This window comes from Streptomyces sp. NPDC001406 (assembly GCF_042895285.1).
GTDB lineage: Bacteria > Actinomycetota > Actinomycetes > Streptomycetales > Streptomycetaceae > Streptomyces.
The window spans coordinates 1-25595 of record NZ_JBIAWG010000010.1 but is presented as its reverse complement, the minus strand read 5'-3'; the positions used below and the strand labels follow the sequence as shown (position 1 = coordinate 25595).

General features: G+C 71.5%; 22 protein-coding genes. 7 read left to right on the top strand and 15 right to left on the bottom strand.

The features are described 5' to 3' along the window. Positions 1–96 precede the first annotated feature (96 nt). A complete protein-coding gene (locus ACFY1J_RS24210) occupies positions 97–1482 on the bottom strand; it encodes a transcriptional regulator (RefSeq protein ID WP_390709716.1) in 1386 nt (461 codons plus the stop codon). A gap of 264 nt (positions 1483–1746) precedes the next feature. Here ACFY1J_RS24210 and ACFY1J_RS24205 point away from each other — a divergent pair, with 264 nt between their 5' ends. The 3 genes from ACFY1J_RS24205 (at position 1747) to ACFY1J_RS24195 (ending at position 4861) form a co-directional block, all read left to right on the top strand. Beyond that, positions 1747–2400 (top strand): bifunctional DNA primase/polymerase, encoded by a 654-nt coding sequence (locus tag ACFY1J_RS24205; protein ID WP_390709715.1) that lies wholly within the window; start codon positions 1747–1749, stop codon positions 2398–2400. A gap of 83 nt (positions 2401–2483) precedes the next feature. Further along, positions 2484–3278 carry an ABC transporter ATP-binding protein gene (locus ACFY1J_RS24200; protein ID WP_390709714.1) on the top strand — a complete coding sequence of 265 codons (795 nt, stop codon included), beginning with the start codon at positions 2484–2486 and terminating at the stop codon, positions 3276–3278. Then, the gene (locus ACFY1J_RS24195) at positions 3275–4861 is read left to right on the top strand and encodes a transporter (RefSeq protein WP_390709713.1); all 1587 of its coding nucleotides are present in this window, start codon (positions 3275–3277) and stop codon (positions 4859–4861) included. Before ACFY1J_RS24200 ends, ACFY1J_RS24195 begins: the two co-directional genes overlap by 4 nt. Before the next feature lie 124 nt (positions 4862–4985). On the opposite strand, the gene ACFY1J_RS24190 is transcribed toward ACFY1J_RS24195, so the two are convergent. After that, entirely contained in the window at positions 4986–5846 is an 861-nt protein-coding gene (locus ACFY1J_RS24190; protein WP_390709712.1) for an alpha/beta fold hydrolase, read from the bottom strand. A gap of 478 nt (positions 5847–6324) precedes the next feature. Then, positions 6325–7017 (bottom strand): metal-dependent transcriptional regulator, encoded by a 693-nt coding sequence (locus ACFY1J_RS24185; protein ID WP_067120881.1) that lies wholly within the window; start codon positions 7015–7017, stop codon positions 6325–6327. Positions 7018–7388: 371 nt separating this feature from the next. On the opposite strand from ACFY1J_RS24185, the gene ACFY1J_RS24180 reads away from it, so the two are divergent. Further along, positions 7389–8144 (top strand): SIS domain-containing protein, encoded by a 756-nt coding sequence (locus ACFY1J_RS24180; protein ID WP_390709711.1) that lies wholly within the window; start codon positions 7389–7391, stop codon positions 8142–8144. Positions 8145–8162: 18 nt separating this feature from the next. Here ACFY1J_RS24180 and ACFY1J_RS24175 read toward each other — a convergent pair whose 3' ends face one another. The 3 genes from ACFY1J_RS24175 to pdxH all read right to left on the bottom strand — a co-directional run bounded on the left by ACFY1J_RS24175 (position 8163) and on the right by pdxH (position 11189). Next, positions 8163–9590, bottom strand: coding sequence for a PAS domain-containing protein (locus ACFY1J_RS24175; protein WP_390731882.1), 1428 nt, complete (start codon positions 9588–9590; stop codon positions 8163–8165). A gap of 170 nt (positions 9591–9760) precedes the next feature. Beyond that, positions 9761–10213 (bottom strand): GNAT family N-acetyltransferase, encoded by a 453-nt coding sequence (locus ACFY1J_RS24170; RefSeq protein WP_390731881.1) that lies wholly within the window; start codon positions 10211–10213, stop codon positions 9761–9763. 337 nt (positions 10214–10550) lie between these two features. After that, positions 10551–11189 carry a pyridoxamine 5'-phosphate oxidase gene (gene pdxH / locus ACFY1J_RS24165; RefSeq protein ID WP_390709992.1) on the bottom strand — a complete coding sequence of 213 codons (639 nt, stop codon included), beginning with the start codon at positions 11187–11189 and terminating at the stop codon, positions 10551–10553. Between the two features lie 279 nt (positions 11190–11468). On the opposite strand from pdxH, the gene ACFY1J_RS24160 reads away from it, so the two are divergent. Next, positions 11469–12569, top strand: a complete 1101-nt coding sequence (locus ACFY1J_RS24160; RefSeq protein WP_263210040.1) for a citrate synthase 2 — start codon at positions 11469–11471, stop codon at positions 12567–12569. A 34-nt stretch (positions 12570–12603) separates the two neighbouring features. Here ACFY1J_RS24160 and ACFY1J_RS24155 read toward each other — a convergent pair whose 3' ends face one another. The 9 genes from ACFY1J_RS24155 to ACFY1J_RS24115 all read right to left on the bottom strand — a co-directional run bounded on the left by ACFY1J_RS24155 (position 12604) and on the right by ACFY1J_RS24115 (position 24338). After that, positions 12604–13635, bottom strand: a complete 1032-nt coding sequence (locus tag ACFY1J_RS24155; protein WP_390731880.1) for an isopenicillin N synthase family dioxygenase — start codon at positions 13633–13635, stop codon at positions 12604–12606. Between the two features lie 619 nt (positions 13636–14254). Beyond that, complete coding sequence (locus ACFY1J_RS24150; protein ID WP_390731879.1) at positions 14255–14857, bottom strand: TetR/AcrR family transcriptional regulator; 603 nt, start codon at positions 14855–14857, stop codon at positions 14255–14257. 24 nt (positions 14858–14881) lie between these two features. Beyond that, the gene (locus ACFY1J_RS24145; RefSeq protein WP_390731878.1) at positions 14882–15616 is read right to left on the bottom strand and encodes an enoyl-CoA hydratase family protein; all 735 of its coding nucleotides are present in this window, start codon (positions 15614–15616) and stop codon (positions 14882–14884) included. Next, positions 15613–17217, bottom strand: coding sequence for a 4-coumarate--CoA ligase family protein (locus ACFY1J_RS24140; RefSeq protein ID WP_390709705.1), 1605 nt, complete (start codon positions 17215–17217; stop codon positions 15613–15615). The genes ACFY1J_RS24145 and ACFY1J_RS24140 overlap by 4 nt, the downstream gene beginning before the upstream one ends. A 36-nt stretch (positions 17218–17253) precedes the next feature. Then, entirely contained in the window at positions 17254–18414 is a 1161-nt protein-coding gene (locus tag ACFY1J_RS24135) for an acyl-CoA dehydrogenase family protein (protein ID WP_390731877.1), read from the bottom strand. Beyond that, entirely contained in the window at positions 18411–20273 is a 1863-nt protein-coding gene (locus tag ACFY1J_RS24130; protein ID WP_390731876.1) for an acetyl/propionyl/methylcrotonyl-CoA carboxylase subunit alpha, read from the bottom strand. The genes ACFY1J_RS24135 and ACFY1J_RS24130 overlap by 4 nt, the downstream gene beginning before the upstream one ends. Before the next feature lie 5 nt (positions 20274–20278). Then, positions 20279–21877: an acyl-CoA carboxylase subunit beta gene (locus tag ACFY1J_RS24125; RefSeq protein WP_390709702.1), complete on the bottom strand. Its 1599-nt coding sequence runs from the start codon at positions 21875–21877 to the stop codon at positions 20279–20281. Next, positions 21874–23547, bottom strand: coding sequence for an acyclic terpene utilization AtuA family protein (locus ACFY1J_RS24120; protein ID WP_390731875.1), 1674 nt, complete (start codon positions 23545–23547; stop codon positions 21874–21876). The genes ACFY1J_RS24125 and ACFY1J_RS24120 overlap by 4 nt, the downstream gene beginning before the upstream one ends. Beyond that, positions 23544–24338 (bottom strand): TIGR03084 family metal-binding protein, encoded by a 795-nt coding sequence (locus ACFY1J_RS24115; RefSeq protein WP_390709700.1) that lies wholly within the window; start codon positions 24336–24338, stop codon positions 23544–23546. The genes ACFY1J_RS24120 and ACFY1J_RS24115 overlap by 4 nt, the downstream gene beginning before the upstream one ends. 119 nt (positions 24339–24457) lie before the next feature. Here ACFY1J_RS24115 and ACFY1J_RS24110 point away from each other — a divergent pair, with 119 nt between their 5' ends. Continuing rightward, complete coding sequence (locus ACFY1J_RS24110; RefSeq protein ID WP_390731874.1) at positions 24458–25303, top strand: helix-turn-helix domain-containing protein; 846 nt, start codon at positions 24458–24460, stop codon at positions 25301–25303. Further along, positions 25263–25457, top strand: a complete 195-nt coding sequence (locus tag ACFY1J_RS24105) for a DUF397 domain-containing protein (RefSeq protein ID WP_390709698.1) — start codon at positions 25263–25265, stop codon at positions 25455–25457. Before ACFY1J_RS24110 ends, ACFY1J_RS24105 begins: the two co-directional genes overlap by 41 nt. Positions 25458–25595: the final 138 nt, after the last annotated feature.

Here is a 25595-nt window from a genome sequence, read left to right as displayed (position 1 = left end):
AGTGCCCCGTGGTGCGCTGTTCATGGCACCTCCTGTGTGTCCCCTGCGTATAAACGGGTCGTTTCCCGCACGTTCACGCAGCCACAGGGCGCTTGTTCACGCGGCCTGCTGCACGTCCAGCCGCGCTCCGAACTCCCGCACCACGGGCTCGTCGCGGTACGGCTCCAGCCGCTGCTGGAAGTCCTCCAGATACTCCGCGCCCCGGTTGGAGCGGAGCGTCTCCAGGAGTTCGACCGCCTTCATGCCCGTACTGCACGCCTGTTCGATCTCGCGCTGCTGCACCTGCGCCGTGGCGAGCAACACATAACCGATCGCCCGCCTGCGCGCCCGCTTCTCGGGATGCCCGGCCAGCGACTGCTCCGCGCACCGCGCCGCCGCCTCGGCCTGCCCGAGGTCGCGGTGGCAGTGCGCCAGTTCGTCGGCCAGGTAGGCCTCGTCGAAGTGCGCGATCCAGGCCGGGTCGTCCCCGGAGTCGGCGTCGGCCGAGTCCATGGCGGTGATCGCCCGCCCGGACGCCACCTGGGCGGCCCGCGCATCGCCCAGCAGGGCATGACCGCGGGCCTCGGCCGCGAAGAACATCGCCTCCGCGCGCGGGGTCACGCGCCCCCGCGCCCCCTCCTGCGCCGCCCGCGCGAGCTGTGCGATCTCCCGCGGGTTTCCGAGCTGGGCTGCGAGGTGGCTCATGGAGGCGGCCAGCACATAGCCGCCGTACCCGCGGTCGCCCGCTGCCTGCGCCAGGCGCAGGGACTGGATGTAGTAGCGCTGGGCGAGTCCTGGCTGGCCGGTGTCGACGGCCATGTACCCGGCCAGCTCGGTCAGCCGGGCCACCGCGGCGAACAGGTCGCGGCCGACCGCCTCCCGGTAGGAGCCGGCGAGCAGCCCGGAGACGACGCTGTTGAGGTAGTGCACGACGACCGGGCGCACATGCCCGCTGCCGTACTGGTGGTCGAGTTCGGTCAGCGCCTGCGTCATCGCGCGGACGGCCGCCACGTCGGAGTGCCCCACGCGCGGTCCCGCCTGGCGCGCCACCTGCGAGTCCGGCGCCGAGATCAGCCAGTCGCGGCTCGGCTCGACGAGCGCGGACGCGGCGACGGAGGAGCCCGACAGGAAGTCCCGCCGGCCCACGTCACTGCGCCACAGCTCGCAGACCTGCTCGATGGCCCCCAGTACCGTCGGCGAGAACTGGAGACCCACGCCCGAGGCGAGGTTCTTGCCGTTGGCCATGCCGATCTCGTCGATCGTGACCGTACGGCCCAGCTTGCGGCCGAGCGCCTCGGCGATGATCGCGGGCGCCCGGCCCCGCGGCTGCTGTCCGCGCAGCCAGCGGGCCACGGACGTCTTGTCGTAGCGCAGATCGAGACCGTGCTCGGCACCGCACATGTTGACCCGGCGGGCGAGCCCGGCGTTCGAGCACCCCGCCTCCTGGATGAGCGCCTGCAGCCGTTCGTTCGGCTGTCGCGCGACGAGAGGCCTCGCGGCCATGGCATAACCCCCTGCGAACCCCTGAAGCGGAAAGATCCGGCCGTGAAGATCGATGCCCCGCGGACATACCGAAAATGCGGGACATGCGAGGATTGCCGGGGTAAAGGCTGCTGCCGACCCCCACACGTGGCTACCCAGCCCACGCCACGGTTCCTCCCGCGCGCCCCCGCTCATGCACCCATGCGCCCCGGCCGCCGAATCGATGCTCCTCCCCCGCGCGCGCTACGCCCGTAACTCCAGGTGAGCGCGGGAGTTGAGTGGAACGTGGACGAGACCATCGCAGGCACCGAAGCCGCCCAGATTCCGAAGCAGCGCGGGGAATCGCTGCTGGAGACCGCCGTACGCTACGCCGAGGAACGCCACTGGGACGTGTTCCCGGGCACCTGGCTGGAAGCCGTCGACGGGGTGCAGCGCTGCTCCTGCGACCACGTGGCGTGCGCGGCACCGGGGGCGCATCCCGAGCGCGCGGACTGGCAGACCCAGGCGACCGGCAGCGCGACCGTCGCCCGCCGGATGTGGCAGAAGCAGCCGGCGGCGTCGATCCTGCTGCCGACCGGCCGGACCTTCGACGCGCTGTCCGTCCCGGAGACCGCCGGGTTCCTCGCGCTGGCCCGGATGGAGCGGATGCAGCTGACGCTGGGGCCGGTGACGCGCACCCCGGACCGGCGGATGCACTTCTTCGTACTGCCGGGCGTGTCCTCGAAGGTGCCGGACTCGGTGCGCAGGCTCGGCTGGTCCCCGGGCTCGCTCGACCTGGTGGCGCTCGGCGAGGGGGCGTATGTGGCCGCGCCGCCCACGCGGTTCGGGTCGGGCGGCGCCGTGCAGTGGGCCCGCCGGCCCACGTCCGCGAACCGGTGGCTGCCGGACGCGGAGGAGTTGATCTCGACGCTCGCCTACGCGTGCGGGCGGGATCGGTAGCGGTTCGCCGTCCGCACAGTCCCCCGAGCCTCGTACAGCCCCTGCGCCCTTTCGGGCCGACTGCTCCCCCGTAGGGTTTCAGCATGACGGACGCAGCAGTGGTGTCAGCAGCGGCAGCCGTACGTGTGCGCGGGCTCTGGAAGCGGTTCGGGCAGCAGGTCGCGGTCGCCGGGATCGATCTGGAGCTGCCCGCGGGGAAGTTCATCGGACTCGTGGGACCCAACGGAGCCGGGAAGACCACCACCCTCTCCATGGTGACCGGGCTGCTCAGGCCCGATCAGGGGTCCGTCGAGGTCGTGGGCCACGACGTGTGGCGGGACCCGGTGGCGGTCAAGGCGCGGATCGGCGTCCTGCCCGAGGGACTGCGGCTCTTCGAGCGGCTGTCGGGCCGGGAACTGCTCGGATACTCCGGGCGGTTGCGCGGGCTGCCGGGCGGCGAGGTCGACAAGCGGGCCACGCAGCTCCTCGACGTCCTCGATCTGGCCGGGGCCCAGCACAAGCTCGTCGTCGACTACTCGACCGGCATGCGCAAGAAGATCGGGCTCGCGGCCGCTCTCCTCCACAACCCCGAGGTCCTCTTTCTCGACGAGCCGTTCGAGGGGGTCGACCCGGTGTCCGCGCAGACCATCCGGGGCGTCCTGGAGCGGTACACGGCCTCCGGCGCCACCGTCGTCTTCTCCTCCCACGTCATGGAGCTCGTCGAGTCGCTGTGCGACTGGGTCGCGGTGCTGGCGGCGGGAAGCATCCGCGCGACCGGCCCGCTGGCCGAGGTGCGCGGTGCACACCCGACCCTTCAGGGGGCGTTCCTGGAGCTCGTGGGCGCCCGGGGGCGCGACGCCGCCTCCGACCTCGACTGGCTGGGCGGCGGGGCCCGATGAGCGCCGTGACCTCCACCGTCGTACGGCTGAAGCTGTCCCTGCTGCGCAACGGGCTGCGGCAGTCGGGCGGGCGGCGGGCCGCGTTCGTCGCGTCGGCCGTCGTCGCGCTGCTGTTCGCGGCCCTGCAACTGCTCGGCCTGCTCGCCCTGCGCGGACACGCGCACGCCGACGCCGTCGCCCTGCTGGGGACGTCGGTGCTCGCGCTGGGCTGGGCGGTGATGCCGCTGTTCTTCCCGGGCGGGGACGAGACCCTGGACCCGACCCGCCTGGTGATGCTGCCGCTGCGGCCGCGCCCGCTGGTACGGGCCCTGCTGGCGGCCTCGCTGGTCGGCATCGGGCCGCTGTTCACCCTGCTCCTGCTGGCGGGCTGTGTGCTCTCGGTGGCGCACGGGACGGCGGCCTACGTCACGGCCGTCGCCGGCGTCGCCTTGGCGCTGCTGGTCTGCGTGGCGCTCGCGCGCACCGTCGCCACCGCCAACGTACGGCTGCTGACCAGCCGCAAGGGCCGCGATCTGGCCGTACTCAGCGGCCTGGTCATCGCGATCGGGGCGCAGCTGGTCAACTTCGGCGCCCAGCGCCTCGGTTCCGCCGGGCTCGGACAGCTGGCCCCGGTGGCCGACGTGCTTCGCTGGCTGCCGCCCGCGTCGGCGGTGGGCGCGGTGCACTCGGTGAGCGAGGGGTCGTACGGGACGGCGGCCGCCCAACTGCTGCTCTGCGCGGCCGCGCTGGGCCTCCTGGTGGCGGTGTGGGCGCGCGGTCTGACCCGGCTGATGACCTCCCCCGACGGCTCCACCCTCCAGGCCGCCGACCCCGGCGCCCGGGAACGCCCGGCCGGCGGCCTGGGGCGACCGCTCCCTGCCGGCCGCACCGGTACGGTCATGGAGCGCAGCCTGCGCTACATCTGGCGCGACCCCAAGACCAAGGCCGCCTGGGTGACCTCGCTCGCCATCGGCCTGATCGTGCCCGTGTTCAACGCGCTGCAGGGCACCGGCTCGATCTACTTCGCGTGCTTCGCCGCCGGGATGCTCGGCATCCAGATGTACAACCAGTTCGGCCAGGACACCTCCGCCTTCTGGATGGTGGCGATGGCCATCGCGTCACCCCGGGACGCGTACGTCGAGCTGCGCGGCCGGGCGCTTGCCCTGCTGGTGATCACCCTGCCGTACGCGACGCTGGTGACCGTCCTGACGACGGCGATGCTCGGCGACTGGGCGCGGCTGCCCGAGGTGCTCGGGCTGTCCTTCGCGCTGCTCGGGGCGATGCTGGCGACCGGCGCGTGGACCTCGGCCCGCTTTCCCTACTCGATCCCGCAGGAGGGCCACAAGAACGTGGCACCCGGCCAGGGGAGCCTCGCCTGGATCTCCATCTTCGGCGGCATGGTCGCGGCGGCCCTGCTGTGCGCCCCCGTCATCACCCTGACCATCTGGCTGAACGTGAGCGCCGACGGGGATGCGTGGACGTGGCTGCTGCTCCCGGTAGGCGCGGCGTACGGGGCCGGGATCACCGCGATCGGCCTGCGCCTGGCGGCCCCGCGGACGGCGGCGCACCTGCCGGAAATTCTGACGGCGGTGAGCAAGGGCTGACGGCGCCTGCAACCCCTCAGGGGCGCGGGGCTGTATCGACTTGCGGCTCCGCCCCGTGGGCGCGACAAGTCACACTCGACCCGCACCCGCCACAAACCAGAACCTCCCGAGCTCCTGGGCGCCCTCAGTCGACGCTCATCGCGTCCAGGAACGGCTCGACGGCCGCCCGCCAGGCCACCGGCTGGTCGTAGTGAACAAGGTGCCCCGCATCGGCGACCTCGGCATACTCGCCGAGCGGCAGCACCCGCACCATCTCCTGCGCCTCCGCCCGGCCCAGCTCCCCGTCGAGGCCGCGCACGACGAGCGCGGGGCACCGGACCTGCGCGAGCTCCTCCCAGTGCGCGTCGTACACCCAGGTCTCCCGGGACTTGAGCATCTGCTCGGGCTCGAAGACGGGGCGCCATCCGTCGGGGGACTCGTGCATGACCTCGGCATAGAACTCCCCGCGCGCGGCGTTCGGCCGCTCGACCCAGGGGTCGCCCTCGCCGAACCACTTGCGTACGTCGGCGAGTGTGGCGAAGGGGACGGGCCAGGACTTGAACCAGTCGGCCCATTCGCGCTGCGAGGCCGCGCCGAGCGCGGAGGCCCGCATGTCGCAGATGATCAGGCCCCGCACCAGGTCGGGGCGTTTGGCGGCGAGTTGCCAGGCGGTCAGCGCGCCCATGGCGTGGCCGATGAGGACGGCCGGGGCGAGGCCGAGCTGTTCGAGGGCGGCCTCGGCGTCCTCGACATAGGCCTCACGGGTGTACGCGGCCTGCGGGGGCTTGTCGCTCTGGCCGTGGCCGCGCTGGTCGAGGGCGACGGCGCGATGCCGCTCCGAGAGCCAGCGGGCGGTGGAGGCCCAGTGCGAGGCGCGACCCATCAGGCCGTGCAGTAACAGCACGCCGGGATGCGCCTGGTCCGGGTCCGACTTGGGCGGGTCGGCGAACTCCCAGGCCGCGAGGCGTACGCCGCCGGCTCCCGTCACGTCGATGCGCCGTGCCATGGGCTGGCACCCCCCTAGCTCCGCTCGGACCGCTGCTGTCGTGCCGTCGTACCGCTGCGTTGCCTGTGTTCCGACCCCAGATTATCGAATGCCTATTCGAAAATTCTGTCTCTGCGGACAACACCCCTCAATCGAGTGACACCTTTCGAGGCATGATCGCCGCCGTCGAGGGGATTTCTTCAGCGGGAGGCGGACCGCTCGGGGAAAACGGTCCGAGGGGGATGACCCTGAGAGCTCGGGGCTCCGGGTCAGCACAGGGGAGGACAGGCCCCGGCGCCACCAGGCGCCGGGGCCATCCACATGCCTGCGGCACATCCTCCCCGCCCCCTCAGGTCATATGCCTCTCGCGACAGCCTTGCACGCGAAGCGCCCGAGCGCTGCGATTCGGCGCACTGAATCTTGGATTCGGCACGTTCGGCGGGGCGCCACAACTACCCCTTACAGCACGGGAGTTGATGTATACGAAAGTCGGGGCCGGTCAGCGCTTGGCGACGAAGACGTGCGAGGCGACGTCCGCCTCCAGCTCGGCCGCCTCGCCGCCACTGCCCACGAGCACACCGCCCGCCGACTCGGTGACGCTCACCACCGAACCGGGCTGCACACCCGCCCGGCGCAACGTGTACATCAGCTGGGCGTCGGTCTGGATGGGCTCGCCGATCCGGCGGACGACGACCGTCTTGCCGTCGGAGCCCGGGTCGAGGTCGGCCAGCGACACCATGCCCTCGTCCAGGAACGGGTCGGCACCGTCCTTCTCGCCGAGCTCCTCCAGACCGGGGATCGGATTGCCGTACGGCGACTCGGTCGGGTGGCGCAGCAGCTCCAGCACGCGCCGCTCGACGGCCTCGCTCATCACGTGCTCCCAGCGACACGCCTCGGCGTGCACCTGCTCCCACTCCAGGCCGATCACGTCGACCAGCAGACACTCCGCGAGCCGGTGCTTGCGCATGACCCGCGTGGCCAGGCGGCGGCCCTCATCGGTGAGCTCCAGATGGCGGTCGCTGGCGACGGACACGAGGCCGTCGCGCTCCATCCGCGCGACCGTCTGGCTGACCGTCGGCCCGCTCTGGTCGAGCCGCTCCGCGATGCGGGCGCGCATGGGGACAACGCCTTCCTCTTCGAGTTCGAGGATGGTGCGGAGATACATCTCCGTGGTGTCGATCAGTCCGGACATACGTGCCCCTCGATTACCTCTGCCGGAAGTCCGGCGCGTGCGCTGGCCCTGTCACCAATTCTGCCGGATCCCACTGACAACCGTGCCGCACCGCGAAAAGCGACCCAGCTGCGGGCAGTCGTGCCTCCCCCAAGCTCTTCGAGCAGGGGACCCCCAGGCGGCACGGGTGGGCGGTGGGGGTCCCCCTGCTCGAACGTAGTTGAGAGCTTGGGGGAGGCACCCCGCACGCGCGGGCAAGCGACCCACCCCCGGCCGGCCGCACCAGAGGGCACCCACCGAACACCGGCACCCCAGCCCCCCGGCCGTATTGACACCGCACTGGTCCAGACCGCACGGTGATCCGCGACACAGACGCTGCGAAGGGGCACCGCATGAGCGACGGCACGCCGGCCGACCAGTTCTTCGACGCCGCCATCGGCCTGCTGCAACGGGCCCGCGACGAGGAGTCCGGAGCCATCACGGCCGCCGGCACCCTGCTCGCCGACACCGTCCAGGCCGGCGGCCGCCTGTTCGCCTTCGGCGCCGGCCACTCCTCCCTGGCCGCCCAGGACGTCGTCTACCGCGCCGGCGGCCTCGCCCTGATGAACCTGCTCGCCGTCCCGGGCGTCGTCGGTGTCGACGTCACCCCCGCCACCCTCGGCTCCGCCCTCGAACGCGTGGACGGACTCGCCACCGCCGTCCTGGACACCGCACCGATCCGCTCCGGCGACGTCCTCGTGATCATCTCCCTCTCCGGCCGCAACTCCCTGCCCGTGGAGATGGCCATGAACGCCCGCGCCCTGGGCATCCGCGTCATCGGCGTGACCTCGGTGGCGTACGCCTCGGAGACGAAGTCCCGGCACGCCTCGGGGACGTATCTGAAGGACCACTGCGACATCGTCCTCGACTCGAAGATCCCGGTCGGCGACGCGGAACTCACCCACGAGGCCATCCCGGCCCCCTTCGCCCCCGCGTCCACGGTCGTCACCGCCGCCCTCCTCCAGGCGGTCATGGCCACGACGGCCACCACGCTGGCCGACCGCGGCATCGAGCCCCCGCTCCTGCGCTCCGGCAACGTCGACGGCGGCCACGAGTGGAACAGCCGGATCATGGAGCAGTACCGCGACCGGATCTTCTACCGGCACTGACGACCCGCGTACCGGTACCTACTTCTCCGCCAGAACCCCGGCCAGATCCAGCGCCGCCCCGATCCGCACCGCCACGTCCTCCGCATACGTCGCGTCGGTCCGCTCGAAGCGGCTCCGCCCGGCCCCGCGCAGAAAGGTCACGACGCCCAGCGTCCGCCCCCGGCTGCGCAGCACCGCGCACAACGCGTGCACGGCGTCACCCGGCCACTGCCGGGCCAGGGCCCACTCCCGGGCCCGCTCCGCCGGGACGGACCCGGCATCGGCCCGCACCGACCCGGCCCGCTCCACGCACTGCAGCGCGGGATGCCCCTGTTCGTAGCGCACGGGCAGCCCGGCGTGACCGGTGAGCACGCTCGGCCCCGGCGCCCCGGCGGGCGTCGTGGCCACCCGCACCAGCCGTACCGGCCCCGTCTCCCCGTCGGCCCGCGCATCGCCCGCCACCCGGTCGATCAGCGCGTGGTCGGCGAAACCGGCGAGCGCGAAGTCGAGGTGCACGGTGACCGCTTCCGCCGGGTCCTCGCACTCGGCGGCAGCCCGGGCCGCCCGGTGCAGCTGGTTGGCGCGGAAGCGCAGCGTCGCCGCCTCCTGCTCGCCCTGCTTGGCCTCGGTCACGTCCTGGAACAGCCAGCCGACCCCGAGCGGCACCGGCTCCTCCGCGAGCGGCGAGGCCAGCCGCAGGAACCCGCTCCGCCAGCAGCGCCGCTTCTCGCCCTCCGGCGTCCGCACGCTCACCCACATCTCGGCGGGCGCGGGCGGCGCGCCCTCGGCCAGCACATGCGTGAGCGCGCTCTCCAGTTCCTCGACCCCCTGGGCGAGCAGCTCGCCGAGCGGCCGCCCCAGCACGGACGTGCGCCCGATGCCCAGCGCGCGGGCCGCGTGCGCGTTCACCACGGCGGGCCGCAGATCCGCGTCGACCAGTACGACACCCCACGACGCGTCCTCGAACAGCGCCTCGCTGAGCGCGATGGACCGCTCCAGGTCGATCTGCGCGTGCACCTCGCTGAAGGCGCAGTACACACCGGCGGGCTTCCCGTCCGGACCGCGTACGGCGGCGGACTGCGTCCGTACGAGGACCCGGCCCCCGTCCTTCGTGACCAGCGCGAACTCATGCACCTGCCGACCGGGGGCGTGCATCACGGACAGCAGCCGCTCCTCGACCTCCTCGGCGTCCGCCTCGCGCACCGCCCAGCCGGCGAACCCGTGCCTGCCCACCGCCTCGGCCGCGGTCCAGCCGAGGATGCGCTCCGCCTCACGGTTCCAGTGCGTCACCACCCCGTCCGCGTCGAAGGCGCACAGGGCCGCGTCCATCCCGTCCAGCAGGGCGGCCAGCAGATCGGAGCCGCCCGAGCCGTCCGGGCCGTCGTCGGCCACGGGTCCGCCGCCGGTGGGCTCGGGCTCGTCGGGCCCCAGCTCATCGGTGGTCCCACTACGCCGGGAAGCACTCACCTGGACCCCCTGCAGGCTGCGTCCGCACGTACGGCGCGAAAGTTTCGCTCACTCCCTTTCATTCAACTCGAACGTGACGCAGCACACACTTGGTTCCCGCAAGATTGAAGGAATCGTTGTAACAGACCGCCGCGTCCCGAACCTGCCCCGAACCGAGTTCTAGACCAGTTCTAGACCCCGTCGGCCGCGAGCCTGAGATCCACCCACAGGTCGCTCTCGCCGTCCAGCACATACCGCTCGACCTCGGTGAACCCGTGCTTCGCGGCGAACTGCAGCCCGTCCTCGTTGACCGCGAGGACACAGGTCTCGACGGCCCGGGCACCGAGCACGCGCGCGTGGGCGAGACCGTTCTCGTACAGCGCGGCCCCGTATCCGCGCCGTCGGTACTCGGGCAGCACGCGGGCGATGACCGTCGCCACCGCGTCCTCCCCCTGCGGCGGCCGCAGGGTGGAACAGCCGACGAGCGCGTCCCCCACGTACGCGTTCTCCAGCCGGTAACGCCCCGCCCGCTCACGGACCTCGTCCAGGTCCATCGCGGCGGGCGGCACGATCACGTTGTGGACGTGCCGCCACTGCTCCAGCATGGCCTCGCCGGCCACGGCCTCTATCCGAAGATCAGTCACCCGAGCAGACTACGAGGCGGGCGCCGCCCGCGAGGGCGGTCGTGGCAGCGAAAAAATGGTTGATCGGTGGCCGAACGGTTCCTAGTGTGTGATGCACACGAGAAGGGAGGTGGTTCGGCAGATGTATGAAAACCGGACGCGTGAGGTGACTGCGGGCTAGCGGCTCGCCACCACACTCAGTGCGGTGCCGGACCAGCACGTGAAAGACGCGTGCAGCCGGCCCAATCCCAGCAGTCACCCGACCCGCGAGCTCGCCGGTACGTCCGGCCGGCTTCTTCGCCCGAGAGGCGAAGGACCCGAGCTCGCGGGTCGTCTGCGTTTCGGGACTGCTTGCGCTTCAGGGACTCAGGCGTTCGAACCTCCAGGTGCCGTCCGGCTCGGCGACGTAACGCAGGCGGTCGTGGAGGCGGTTGTTCCGGCCCTGCCAGAACTCCATCGTCCGGGGCGCGACGCGGAAGCCGCCCCAGTGCGGGGGCACCGGGACCTGTTCGCCCTCGGGGTAGCGGGCGGAGAGTTCGGCGTAGGAGGCGTCGAGTTCGGCCCGGGAGGAGATCACCGAGGACTGGGCGCTGGCCCAGGCGCCCAGCTGGGAGCCGTGGGGGCGGGTGCGGAAGTACGCGGCCGTCTCGTCCCGCCCGGTGCGGCGGGCGGTGCCGGTGACGATGACCTGGCGGGCGATGGGATGCCAGGGGAAGAGCAGGCAGACGTGCGGGTTCGCGGCGAGGTCCCGCGCCTTGCGGGAGTCGTAGTTCGTGTAGAAGACGAAGCCCTGCGTGTCGTACTGCTTCATCAGCACCGTGCGTGAGCTGGGGCGGCCCTCGGCGTCCGCCGTGGAGACGACCATGGCGTTGGGCTCGTAGATCGTGCCGCCCGCGGCAGCCCGTGCGGCCTGTTCGAACCAGAGGGTGAACTGGTCCATGGGGTGAGCGGCGAGATCGCTCTCCTCGAAGCCTTCGACCCGGTAGTGCTTGCGCATGGCGGCCGGGTCGAGGATGGGTTCATGGTCGGTCACGCGGTCATCTTGCCGTATGCACGTACGACTTCGCGTGGCACTGAGTGCCGCTTGGGCTCCCCAAAGGTGGCACTCGGAGATATCGTTCAGATGCCGTTCCGGTTGGGTGACCACCAACCGTTCGGGGCATCACCGGGGTGACCGTTTCGGACCGCGAGTCCCGAGAGTGACCGTGGAGCCGCTGCGGCACCCGCTTCCAGGCATTCTTCCGCCGCGCCGCACACACCATCTAGGAGCCGCCTGATGTCCGACTTCGTACCCGGGCTCGAAGGAGTCGTCGCGTTCGAGACGGAGATCGCCGAACCGGACAAGGAGGGTGGCGCCCTGCGCTACCGGGGGGTCGACATCGAGGACCTCGTCGGTCATGTCTCGTTCGGCAACGTATGGGGGCTGCTGGTGGACGGAGCCTTCAATCCGGGCCTGCCGCCCGCCGAGCCGTTCCCCATTCCCGTCCACTCGGGTGACATCCGGGTGGACGTACAGTCGGCGCTCGCCATGCTCGCCCCGGTGTGGGGCCTGAAACCGCTGCTCGACATCGACGAGGAGCAGGCCCGCGACGACCTCGCCCGCGCCGCGGTGATGGCGCTCTCGTACGTCGCCCAGTCCGCCCGTGGGCAGGGCCTGCCGATGGTGCCGCAGCGGGAGATCGACAAGGCCCACTCGGTCGTCGAGCGGTTCATGATCCGCTGGCGGGGCGAGCCCGACCCCAAGCACGTCGCGGCCGTCGACGCCTACTGGACGTCGGCCGCCGAGCACGGCATGAACGCCTCCACCTTCACCGCCCGGGTCATCGCCTCGACCGGCGCCGATGTGGCGGCCGCGCTGTCCGGCGCCGTGGGCGCCATGTCCGGGCCGCTGCACGGCGGTGCCCCGTCCCGGGTCCTCGGGATGATCGAGGAGATCGAGCGGACGGGTGACGCGGAGGCGTACGTCAAGCGGGCCCTGGACCAGGGCGAGCGGCTGATGGGCTTCGGGCACCGGGTGTACCGGGCCGAGGACCCGCGCGCGCGTGTGCTGCGCCGTACGGCCCGTGAGCTGGGCGCCCCGCGCTTCGAGATCGCCGAGGCGCTGGAGAAGGCGGCGCTGGAGGAACTGCACAACCGCCGTCCGGACCGGGTTCTGGCGACGAACGTGGAGTTCTGGGCGGCGATCATGCTGGACTTCGCGGAGGTTCCGGCGCACATGTTCACGTCGATGTTCACATGCGCCCGTACGGCGGGCTGGTCGGCGCACATCCTTGAGCAGAAGCGGACGGGACGGCTGGTCCGCCCGTCCGCGCGGTATGTGGGGCCGGGGCCGCGCAGCCCACAGGAGGTCGAGGGCTACGCGGACATCGCCCACTAGTCGCGTTTCAGTAGTCGCGTTTCAGAGTCGCTTTTCACACCGGGCTGAGCAGGTCCGCATGGTGCCGTTCCGCCACCAGCGGGTGGGCTCTGAGCTTGCCCTTGAGCTCGTTGTAGCCGTACTCGGCGAAGAGCGGGTTGGCGGGGTCGTCGGTGATGCCCGGGGCGGTGCTCGCGTGCGGGAAGGGCAGCGGCTCCACCCGGGCATCGAGCCGCGGGTTGTAGAAGAACGGGACGGAGAAGCGCTCGGTGGCGCCGGGCGGGCTGACGACGCGGTGGTTGGTGGCGATCAGATAGCCGTTCGTCGCCACCTCCAGCAGCTCGCCCAGGTTGACCACGAAGGCGCCCTCCAGCGGCGGCACGTCGTGGAAGAGCCCGTCCTCGCGCTGGACCTGCAGTCCGCCGACCGTGTCCTGGAGCAGCAGCGTCAGGAAGCCGTAATCCTTGTGGGCGCCGACGCCCTGGTCGGTGCCGTCGCCCGCGCTGCCGGGGTAGCGCACGAGCTTGAGGTGCGGGTGGGCGCTCTCGCCGAAGACCGGGTCGTAGAAGTCGGCGGGGGCGCCGATGGCGGCGAGCAGCTCGTGCAGGAGTCGGCCGGCGACGCCGCTGAGCCGGTCGATCCAGGCGAGTGCGGCGGTGCGCAGTTCGGGGAGGGCGGCGGGCCACTGGTTGGGGCCCTGCAGCCACCAGTAGGCGGGTTCGCCAGGTGCGGGGACGTGGGCGGGGCGTTCGGCGCCTATGTCGAGCTGGTCGCGCCAGTCGCGGGCGCCCTGGGTGCGTTCGTCGCCGGTGCGGGTGTAGCCGCGGAAGTGGGGCGAGTTCACGTTGTCGAGGGCGAGCCGGTCGGCCGCGGGAAGCGCGAAGAAGGCACGCATGGCGCTGACCAGCGCGTCGGTCTCGGCGCGGGTGACTCCGTGCCCGACGAGCTGGAAGAAGCCGACGTCGTGCGCGGCACTGTGCAGCTGGGCGTGGAGGAGGGCGCGGGCCTGGGGGCCGCGGTCGGCGGCAGACAGGTCGATGATCGGAAGTTGATCGTACGACGGGTTCGTCGCGGTGTGCGTCGTCATGAATGCGTCCACAGGGTGTGTGGGCCACGGGCAGGCCGCCGAGGGTAGGGCGGCGCCCAGGATGCCGTAAGAAAGGGGAGAATAAAGGGGCTGATTCAGGCCGAAAGCCGACAGCCCATGCTCGTGACGCGCACGTAGTCCACGTGACGGCGTCGAACAAGCATCGGAGGCATGCGCCAAGGGTAACGCGCCCCACCAACAATCCCGGTGGGGCCCGCGGACACCCCCCGCCCCCCGCCGGCGCCCGCATCCCGGCGTCAGCCCCGTCGGCACGCGTCGGCCGTACCCCTTTGGCCCGGTGGAAACCCCGGGCCCGCAGTCAGCCCGACACCCGTCAGCGAACCCCTGGGCCCAGCCCTCAGCCCGTCGGCACTCCTCCGGCCCCTGCCCCTGACCCGGCGTCAAACGCCTCGGCCCGCGTCCCAAGCCCCTCGGACGCCGTCGCAATCCCTCTCGAACCTCGGCGGCGCCCGCTCCGGCCGTACCCCTTGGGCACGGCGAAATCCCTCGGGCCCCGCAGCCAGCCCCCAGACCCCGCCATCAGCTACTCGGGCGCGCCGTCGCCCCCGAGACCCGCCGTCAGCCCCGACCTCCATCGGCGCCTCCTGGGACCCACCCCTCAGCCCAGCGCGCTCTCCAGCAGCGCCGTCCACTGGGCCACCACCCGCTCGCGGCGGCCCGTGTCGTCCGTGAGGAGGTTGGCGAGGCCCAGGCCGCGGGCCATGTCCAGGAGGCCCTGGACGGTTTCGCGGACGCCGGGGCGGGACTCGTCGGCGCCCAGAAGCTCGACCGCTATGCGGTGGGTCTCCCGGCCGACGCGGGCCTCCAGCTCCGTGACGCGGGGGCGCAGCTGGTCCTCGTTGGAGGCGGCGACCCACAGGTGGAGGGCGGCGCGGAAGAGGGGGCCGGTGTAGAGGCCGACGAGCGCGGAGACGACGGCGCGGCGGTCGGCGGCGCCTTCGGGGAACAGGGCGCGCAGGGCCGTGGAGCGTTCCTCGGCGACGTACTCGACGGCCGCGGTGAACAGGTCCTCACGGGTACGGAAGTGGTGCTGGGCGGCGCCGCGGGAGACTCCGGCGCGTTCCGCGACGACGGAGACCGTGGAGCCCGCCCAGCCGTGTTCGGCCAGGCAGGCCACAGCGGCCTCCAGGAGCCGCTGCCGGGTGGCCCGGCTGCGGTCCTGCTTGGGCAGGCGGTCGCGTTCGGCCGTACTCACACTCATCTCGCGCTCACACTCATCTTGCGCTCACATCACCCACGAGGGGTCCCGTCGTTCCAGGAAGGCCGTCATCCCCTCACGCGCCTGCGCGGAGGAGAACAGCCGGGCCGAGAGCGCGGTGAGATCCGCCGCGTCCCGGTCGAAGGCTTCCAGCACCCTAGCCGTGAGCAGCTGTTTCGTCTCGGCCAGGCCCTGCGGGGACGATCGGCGCAGCCCGTCGAGGATGGGTTCCAGCACGGCGTCGACGTCGTCCCCGGCCGCCGTGACGAGGCCGATCCGGGCCGCCTCGGCCGCGTCGAACCGTTCCCCGGTCAGGTAGTAGCGGGCGAGGGCACGCGGGTCGGCGCGCGGGATCACCGGGAGGGAGATGACGGCCGGCGCGACCCCGATCCGCACCTCGGTGAACGCGAAGCTGGACGCGGCGGACGCGGCCGCGATGTCGCACGCGGCGAGCAGCCCGAGCCCGCCCGCGCGGACATGTCCGGTCACCCGGGCCACGACGGGCTTGCGCAGCTCGACGATCTGCCGCAGCACGCCGACCAGGGCGTCGGGGTGCGGCGGATTGCGCAGGTCCGCTCCGGCGCAGAACGTGTTGCCGGAGTGGGTGAGGACCACGGCCCGTACGTCACCGTCCTTGGCGCACTCGGTCAGCGCGTCCGCGAGCTCGCCGACGAGCGCGGCCGACAGGGCGTTGCGGGTGTCGGCCGAGTCCAGGCTGAGGGTTTCGATGCCACGCGCGCGCGTGCGTCCGATCAGTGTCACTTCGGCTCCCTGAGTTCGCGCGGTTCCCGCAGATCCCGCAGTGCCCGCAGTTCCCGGCGGAGGATCTTGCCGGAGGCGGCCCTGGGCACGCCGTCGATGAAGGTGACCTGCCGGACGCGCTTGTAGGGGGCGACGCGTTCGGCGACGTACGCCATGACCTCGTCCTCGGTGAGGTCGCCGGCGGTGGGCTGGCGCACGACGTGGGCGTGCGGGACTTCGTTGTGGTCCTCGTTGTAGACGCCGATGACGGCGGCGTCGGCGATGCCGGGATGCGTGAGGAGCAGCGCCTCCAGCTCGGCGGGTGCCACCTGGAAGCCCTTGTACTTGATGAGCTCCTTCACCCGGTCGACGACGAACAGCCAGCCGTCGGCGTCCACATGGCCGACGTCACCGGTGTGCAGCCAGCCGTCGGCGTCGATCATGGCGGCGGTGGCCTCGGGGCGGCCCAGGTAGCCCTTCATGACCTGGGGGCCGCGGATGAGGATCTCGCCCGGCTCGCCGTTGCCCACGTCCTTGCCGGGGTCGTCGAGGGAGACGACGCGCATCTCGGTGCCCGCGATGAGCTTGCCGACCGTGCCGGGAGGTGCCTGGTGCATGGCGTCGAGCGGAACGACGTGCGTGCCCGGCGAGAGTTCCGTCATGCCGTAGGCCTGGCCGACCGGCGGCAGGCCCAGGCGCTCGGAGCAGGCGGCGGCGAGCTGGGCGTCCAGGGGTGCGGCGGCGCTGATGATGTACCGCAGGGAGGACAGGTCGTAGCGGGCGACGGCCGGGTGCTTGGCGAGGGCGAGGACGATCGGCGGGGCGACGTACAGGCCGGTGATGCGGTGGTTCTCGATGGCCGCGAGGAACGTCTCCAGGTCGAAGCGGGGCAGCACGACGACGGTGGCGCCGTTGCGCAGGGGCGCGTTCATGAGCGCGGTGAGGCCGTAGATGTGGAAGAAGGGCAGGACGGCGAGGATGCGTTCGCCGGGTCCGGCCGTGATGGCGGGTTCGAGCTGGGCGAGGTTGGTGGCGATCTGCCGGTGGGTGAGCATCACGCCCTTGGGGACGCCGGTGGTGCCCGAGGAGTAGGGCAGTACGGCGATGTCCTCGGCCGGGTCGGTGAAGACGTCCGGTTCGGGCGCGTCGGAGGCGATCAGGTCGAGCAGGGAACGGTGTCCGGGCGCGTTGTCGCAGACGAATATTTCCCCTATCCCACCCGCGAGTTCGGCGGCACGGCGGGCCGACTCCAGCAGCGGCGAAACGGTGACGATCCAGCGGGCGGCCGAGTCCCGCAGCTGCTTGGCGAACTCCTCGGGCGTGGCGAGCGGGTGCACGGTGGTGACGGTGGCACCCGCGCGCGTGGCGGCGTAGAAGGCGGTCGGGAAGGCGACGGTGTTCGGGCTGTGCAGGGCGAGGACGTCGCCCTTGCGGACACCCGCGTCGGCGAGCGCGGCGGCGATGCGCCGGTGGAACCGGTCCAGTTGTCCGTACGTGAGGGTGGTGCCGTCGGCGCCGTCGATCAGGGCGGGATGGTCGCCGAACTCGGCGGCCCGGCCCAGAACGGCCTCGTGGATGGGGAGTTCGACGGCCGGGACGTCTGCGTACTCGCTGCGGAACACGGTTCCTCCTCGGGCGACGGGGTGCGCCGGTACGGCCTAGTACGACTTGGGCAGGCCGAGGGACTGGTGGGAAACGTAGTTGAGAATCATCTCCCGGCTCACCGGTGCTATACGAGCCACGCGCGCCGCCGTTATCAACGAGGCGAGCCCGAATTCGCGCGTGAGCCCGTTGCCGCCGAGGGTGTGCACGGCCTGGTCGACGGCCTTCACGCAGGCCTCTCCGGCCGCGTACTTGGCCATGTTGGCGGCCTCACCGGCGCCGATGTCGTCCCCGGCGTCGTAGAGGTGGGCGCCCTTCTGCATCATGAGGCGGGCCAGTTCGAGGTCGATGTGCGCCTGCGCGAGGGGGTGGGCGATGGCCTGGTGGGCGCCGATCGGGGTCTTCCAGACAGTGCGGTCGCGGGCGTACTCGATCGCCTTGGACAGGGCGTAGCGCCCCATGCCGATCGCGAACGCGGCCGTCATGATCCGCTCGGGGTTGAGCCCGGCGAAGAGCTGGAGCAGCCCCGCGTCCTCGTCGCCGACGAGCGCGTCGGCGGGCAGCCGTACGTCGTCGAGGACCAGCTCGAACTGCTTCTCCGCGCCGTGCAGTTCCATGTCGATCTGCCGCCGCTGGAAGCCCTCGGCGTCGCGCGGGACGATGAACAGGCAGGGTTTGAGGCTGCCGGTGCGGGCGTCCTCGGTGCGGCCGACGATCAGGACGGCGTCGGCGTGGTCGACGCCGGAGATGAACACCTTGCGGCCGGTCAGCAGCCAGTCGGCGCCGTCCCTGCGTGCCGTCGTGGTGATGCGGTGGGAGTTGGAGCCGGCGTCGGGCTCGGTGATGCCGAAGGCCATGAGCCGGGTGCCGTCGGCGAGTCCGGGGAGCCAGGCGCGCTTCTGCTCCTCGGTGCCGAAGCGGGAGATGACGGTGCCGCAGATGGCGGGCGAGACGACGAGCATGAGGAGAGGACAGCCGGCGGCGCCCAGCTCTTCGAGGACGATGGAGAGCTCGGCGATGCCGCCGCCTCCGCCCCCGTACTCCTCGGGGAGGTTCACGCCGAGATAGCCGAGCTTGGCGGCTTCCGCCCAGAGCTCGGTGGGCTGGGCGCCTTCGGCGACGACGCGGGCGAGGTATTCGCGGCCGTAGCGCTTGCCGAGGGCGGCGACGGCGGATCGTAGGGCCTTGTGTTCCTCGGTTTCCACAGTGGCGCTCACTGGTCCTGAACCTCCTTCTGTACTTCCTCTACGACGGCGAGCAGGGCACCGACCTCGACCTGCTGCCCCGGGGTGGCGTGCAGGGCGCTGAGCGTGCCGGAGGCCGGTGCGGTGATCTGGTGTTGCATCTTCATCGCCTCCAGCCAGATCAGGGGGTCCCCCGCCCGTACGGCGGCTCCCTCGGCCAGGCCGTCGGCGATGCGGACGACCGTGCCGGGCATGGGGGCGAGCAGCGAGCCGGGGGCGTGGTGTTCGGTCGGGTCGGGGAAGCGGGGCAGGGCGGTGAGGGCGGTGGCGTTGACGTACACCCGGTCGCCGTGCCGGGCCACGTCGAACTTCCGCCGTACGCCGTCCACTTCGAGTACGACGAGACGCGCGTCGGCGTGCACGACCCGGACGCCGTCCGCGGCGAGGCCGTCCCTGGTGTGCCGGTAGCGGGCCTCGTGCTCCTCGCCCGCCATGAGGTAGCGCTTGGTCTGCGGCTGGGAGGACAGGTTGCGCCAGCCGCCGAATCGCGAGCGGCCGTGGGCGTCGGCGAGGGCCGCGGCCAGGGGCGCGTACGGGTCGGGGGCCGGCTCGGTCAGGTCGGCGAGGTGGCGGTCGTAGAAGCCGGTGTCCATGCGGGCCGCCGTGAACTCCCGGTGGCGCAGGGAGCGGACCAGCAGCTCGCGGTTGGTGACGGGGCCGTGGATCCGCGCCCGCTCCAGGGCGCCGGAGAGCCTGCGCAGGGCCTCCGCGCGCGTGGGGGCGTGGGCGACGGTCTTGGCGAGCATCGGGTCGTAGTGGACGCCGATGTCGTCGCCGTCGGTGTAGCCGGTGTCGAGGCGGACGCCGTCCGGTACGGCGAGGTGGTGCAGGGTGCCGGTCTGCGGGGCCCAGTCGCGCGACGGGTCCTCGGCGTAGAGGCGGGCCTCGATGGCGTGGCCGCGCGCGCTCGGGGGGTCGGCTGCGAGGGCGTGGCCTTCGGCGATCCGGATCTGCTCGGCGACCAGGTCGAGGCCGAACACGGCTTCCGTGACGGGGTGTTCGACCTGGAGGCGGGTGTTCATCTCCAGGAAGTGGGGCCTGCCGTCGGCGACGAGGAACTCGACGGTGCCGGCGCCCACGTAGTCGACCGCCCGGGCGGCGCGGGCGGCCATCTCGTACAGCTCGGTGGTGAGTTCGGGATTCAAACCCGGTGCCGGGGCCTCCTCGATCACCTTCTGGTGGCGGCGCTGGAGGGAGCAGTCGCGGGTGCCGAGCGTCCAGACGGTGCCGTGGGTGTCGGCGAGGACCTGCACCTCGACGTGGCGGCCGCGCTCCACATAGGGCTCGACGAAGACCTCGCCGTCCCCGAAGGCGCTCGCGGCCTCGGCACGTGCGCTCTCCAGCGCGCCGTCGAGCTCCTCCAGGGCGCGGACGATCCGCATCCCGCGCCCGCCGCCGCCCGCGGCCGCCTTCACCAGCACGGGCAGATCGGCCGCGGTGACCTCGCGCAGCGGCTCGATCCCCATCAGCTCCTTGGCGCGCGTCTTGGACGCCATCGCCTCGATCGCCTCCGGGGACGGGCCGATCCAGACCAGGCCCGCGTCGAGGACGGCGCGTGCGAAGTCGGGGTTCTCGGAGAGGAAGCCGTAGCCGGGGTGCACGGCGTCCGCGCCGGCCGCGACGGCCGCCTTCACGATCAGGTCGCCGCGCAGATACGTCTCGGCGGGCGTCGCACCCGGCAGCCGTACCGCCGTGTCGGCCACGCGCGCGTGGAGGGCGTTCTCGTCGGCGTCCGAGTGCACGGCGACCGTCCGGATTCCCAACTCACCGCAGGTGCGGAAGATCCGGCAGGCGATCTCGCCCCGGTTGGCGACCAGCAGAGTCGAAATCATGAGCCTCACATCCGGAAGACGCCGAAGCCACCGCGCGCGCCCTCGTAGGGAGCGGTGTGGATGGCGGACAGGCACAGGCCGAGGACGGTGCGGGTGTCGCGCGGGTCGATGACGCCGTCGTCGTACAGCCGCCCGGACAGGAACATCGGCAGCGACTCGGACTCGATCTGCTGCTCCACCATGGCGCGCAGGGCCGCGTCGGCGTCCTCGTCGTACGGCTGCCCCTTGGCGACCGCCGATTGCCGGGCCACGATCGACAGCACGCCGGCGAGCTGCTGCGGGCCCATGACGGCGGACTTGGCGCTGGGCCAGGCGAACAGGAAGCGCGGGTCGTAGGCCCGGCCGCACATGCCGTAGTGCCCGGCCCCGTAGGAGGCGCCCATGAGCACGGACAGGTGCGGCACGCGCGAGTTCGAGACCGCGTTGATCATCATCGCGCCGTGCTTGATGATGCCGCCCTGCTCATACTCCCGGCCGACCATGTAGCCGGTGGTGTTGTGCAGGAAGAGCAGCGGGATGTCGCGCTGGTTGGCGAGCTGGATGAACTGGGCGGCCTTCTGCGACTCCTCGCTGAACAGGACGCCCTGCGCGTTGGCGAGGATGCCCACCGGATAGCCGTGCAGGGACGCCCAGCCGGTGGCGAGGCTCGTCCCGTACAGCGGCTTGAACTCGTCGAAGTCGGAGGCGTCGACGACACGGGCGATGACCTCGCGCGGGTCGAAGGGGATCTTCAGATCGCCGGGGACGATGCCGAGCAGCTCCTCCGGGTCGCACTTCGGCGGGGCCGCCGGGCCCGGATCGTCGTACGCCTTGCGGTGGTTGAGGCGGGCGACCACGCGCCGCGCCTGCCGCAGCGCGTCCTGCTCGTCCACGGCGAAGTAGTCCGCGAGCCCGGACACGCGCGCGTGCATCTCGGCGCCGCCCAGGGACTCGTCGTCGCTCTCCTCGCCGGTCGCCATCTTCACCAGCGGCGGCCCGCCCAGGAACACCTTCGCGCGCTCCTTGACCATGATCACGTGGTCGGACATGCCGGGGACGTAGGCGCCACCGGCGGTCGAGTTCCCGAAGACGACGGCGACGGTGGGGATTCCGGCGGCGGACAGCCGGGTCAGGTCCCGGAAGATGGCGCCTCCGGGGATGAAGATCTCCTTCTGGGAGGGCAGGTCGGCGCCCCCGGACTCGACCAGGCTGATACAGGGCAGCCGGTTGGCGAGCGCGATGTCGTTGGCACGCAGGGCCTTCTTCAGGCTCCAGGGGTTGCTGGCGCCGCCGCGCACGGTCGGGTCGTTGGCGGTGATCAGACACTCGACACCCTCGACCACCCCGATACCGGTGACGAGGGAGGCGCCCACGGCGTAGTCACTGCCCCAGGCGGCCAGCGGCGACAGCTCCAGGAACGGTGTGTCCGGGTCCAGGAGCAGCTCGATCCGCTCGCGCGCGAGCAGCTTGCCGCGCCCCCGGTGCCGCTGTACGTACTTCTCGCCGCCGCCCGCGAGCGCCTTGGCGTGCTCGGCGTCGAGGTCGGCGAGCTTGGCGAGCATGGCCTCGCGGTTCGCCCGGTAGTCCTGGCCGTTGCTGTCCAGGGCGGAGGAGAGGACGGTCACAGGAGAACCTCCGGGATGTCCAGATGACGGGAGCGCAGCCATTCGCCGAGGGCCTTGGCCTGTGGATCGAAACGGTGCTGGGCGGCGACGCCCTCGCCGAGGATTCCCTCGACGCCGAAGTTCAGGGCGCGGAGGTTGGGCAGGAGATGGCGAACGACGGTCAGCTCACGGCTCTCGGGGATCAACTCCCGGAACCGCTCAACGGTCAGCTCGTGGGCAAGCCATCGCCAGGCCTCGTCGGAGCGCACCCAGACCCCGACATTGGCGTTCCCACCCTTGTCACCGCTGCGGGCGCCGGCGATCAAGCCGAGGGGGGCACGGCGTGTGGGCCCTGCCGGCAGGGGGTCCGGAAGGGACGGCGACGGTACGTCACTGATTACGACCGTGTCATGGGGCGCAGCCACATGGAGGCGCCGCCCATCATCAAGGACGGCCACCTGGTCGACGTCACCATGGGGAACGTACACACTCTCAAAGACCCCATAAGGCGCGCCCTTCCCCGGTGGCGCGACCACATGGAACCCGGGGTAACTGGCCAGCGCCAGCTCAATCGCGGCACCACTCAGCGCACGCCCCACGACCCCCTGTTCGGGATCCCGTACGACGAGCCGCAACAGCGCGCTCGCAGTCTCCTCGGTGTCCGCGTCCCCCCGGTCGGTCCGCACGAGCTCCCACCGGACGTCACTGGGCGGCGACTTGGCAAGGGCGTCGGACATCTGCTCCCGCACGAGCGCGGCCTTGCCCTCGACACCAAGCCCGGTGAGGACGAAGACGACCTCGTTGCGGAAGCCGCCGAGCCGGTTGAGCCCGACCTTGAGCGTGGGCGGCGGGGCCTCCCCGCGCACCCCCTCGATACGGACGCGGTCGGCCCCGTCCTGGGTGAGACGGATCGTGTCGAGGCGGGCGGTGACGTCGGGCCCGGCGTACCGGGCGCCGCCGGTCTCGTACAGCAGCTGCGCGGTGACGGTACCGACGTCCACGAACCCGCCGGTGCCGGGATGCTTGGTGATGACGCAGCTGCCGTCCTCGTGGATCTCGGCGAGCGGAAAGCCGGGCCGCCGTACGTCGCCGTCCCCGAAGAACGCGTAGTTACCGCCGGTGGCCTGCGTCCCGCACTCCAGGACGTGCCCCGCGACGACGGCGCCCGCCAGCCGGTCGTACTCCCCCGGCTGCCAGCCGAAGTGGGCGGCGGCGGGCCCGGTGACGAGGGCCGCGTCGGTCACCCGCCCGGTGACCACGATGTCGGCGCCCTCGCGCAGACAGCCGGCGATACCGAAGCCGCCGAGGTAGGCATGGGCGGCGAGGCTGCCCGGGTGGGCGGCGGTGAGATCGTCGCCCTCGACGTGGGCGACGCGCACAGGGATCTGGAGCCGATCGGCCAGCTGCCGTACGGCGTCGGCGAGCCCGGCCGGGTTGAGGCCCCCGGCGTTCGTCACGATCTTGACGCCCCGCTCGTGCGCCAGCCCCAGACACTCCTCCAGCTGCCGCAGGAAGGTACGGGCGTAACCGGCGGCGCGATCCTTCAGCCGGTCCCGGCCCAGAATCAGCATGGTCAGCTCGGCGAGGTAGTCCCCGGTGAGGACGTCCAGTTCACCGCCGGTGAGCATCTCGCGCATGGCGTCGAACCGGTCGCCGTAGAAGCCGGAGGCGTTGCCTATGCGCAGCGTCACTCCGCGTCCCCCTTCGGGGGACGTCCGCTGCCGGGCGGGCCCGCGAAGGCCTGGGCGATGTCGAGCCAGCGGTCGGCGTCCGGCCCTTCGGCACGTACGGCGAGGTCGGCGCGGTGGGCACGCTGGGTGACCAGGAGACAGAAGTCGAGGGCGGGCGCGGTGACACGCTGGGAGGCGTCTTCGGGACCGTAGGCCCATGCATCCCCGGAGGGACCGAGGATCTCCACGCGAAATTCCTCGGCGGGTGCGGGCAACCCATGAGTCCCGAAGGCGAAGTCCCGTGCGCGCACACCGATGCGGACCACATGCTTCAGCCGGTCGGTGGGTGCGCGGACCACACCCAGGGCGTCGGCGACGTCCTGGCCGTGGGCCCAGGTCTCCATGAGTCGGCCGGTGGCCATGGAGGCGGCGGACATGGGTGGCCCGTACCACGGGAAGCGGGCGCCGGCCCGGGACTCACGCAGGGCCCGGTCGAGCGCGGCACGCCCCTCGCGCCAGGTCGACAGCAGCATCGGGGGCGCGAGTTGGGCACCGGCCTCGGCACCCTCGTCCACGAACGTCTCGGGTGCCGCGAGGGCCTTCTCGACCAGGCCGTGGAAGGCGTCGGCGTCCGTGACGGCGAGGAGGGCGGAGCGGTCGGTCCAGGCGAGGTGGGCGATCTGGTGGGCGACGGTCCACTTGGGCGCGGGGGTCGGTAGCGCCCACTGTTCCGGGCTCAACTCGGCCACGAGCCGGTCGAGTTCTTCGCTTTCGTCACGCAGATCGTCGAACACGGGCGTCGGATCGGACATGGGGGGAGCATGGCAGCGCCAGCAGAAACAATCAAGCGTGCTTGCATGAATTTGTTTTTCCACAACTCGTCACTCGATTGCGCATGCCTAGCTACTCTCGGTGACTGGAGGTGGTTGCCATGCGAAGCCGCGAACTCGACCCGAGTGCGTCGCCGCTGGACTACTACGGGTACGAGCTTCGGCGGGCTCGGGAGGCGGCGGGGCTGACGTTGGCGCAGCTGGGTTCGATCGTCTTCTGCACGGGGTCACTTATCGGGCAGATCGAGACAGCGGCGAAGGTCCCGCAACGGGACTTTTCCGAGCGGTTGGATGCGGCTCTGGGGACGGGTGGGTTGTTCTCGCGGTTGGTGGGGCTGGTTTTGCGGAGCCAGTTGCCCAGTTGGTTTCAGCCGTATGCGGAGGTGGAGGCGAAGGCGGCGTACATCTCTACGTACCAGTGCCAACTGATCTACGGCCTTCTCCAGACGGAGGTCTACGCGCGGGCAGTGCTCGGCGTCGAACAGACGGAGCGGCTCGACGAGATGGTGGCGGCACGGCTCGAACGACAACGCATCCTCGCGCGGGAGCAGCCACCCGTGTTGTGGGTGGTGCTGGACGAGGCGGTTCTGCACCGGGAGATCAGCAGCCGGGAAGCCATGCGGGAGCAACTCACCTACCTGTTGGGGCTGTTCGGCAAGCCGTGGATGGAACTCCAGGTGCTGCCGTTCTCAGCTGGACAGCACACTGGGTTGATGGGCTCGTTCAACCTCCTGCGCTTCGACGACCACCCCGACCTGTACTACAACGAGAACTACGACTCGGGCCACATGACGGCCAATCCGCAGGTGATCAGGGAACGTTCGGTCGGTTACGCTCGCCTGCAGGCCGAAGCCCTCTCACCGAGGGAGTCGGCGGCCCTGATCGCCCGCGTGATGGAGGAATGCTATGGGGAGCAAGCTGGACCTGAAGCGCGCGCAGTGGCGTAAGTCGTCGTACAGCGGAAGCAGCGGCGGTGATTGCGTCGAGGTCGCCGACCTCACCCCCCACATAGCCGTCCGCGACTCCAAGAACCCCGTCGGCCCTCACGTGACCTTCTCCGGCACCGCCTGGGCCGGCTTCCTCACGTACGCCGCGAAGTGACCGTGGGGGCCGCCCGCTTCTTTGCCAGTGTCGTGCTTCCACACCCCGAGTAAAGGGCGCTCCGCTCCACTGCGTTCCGCTCCGCGTCGCCTTCGGCGATGGCCCTCCGGGCCACCCTTGACTAGGGGCGTTCCAGCA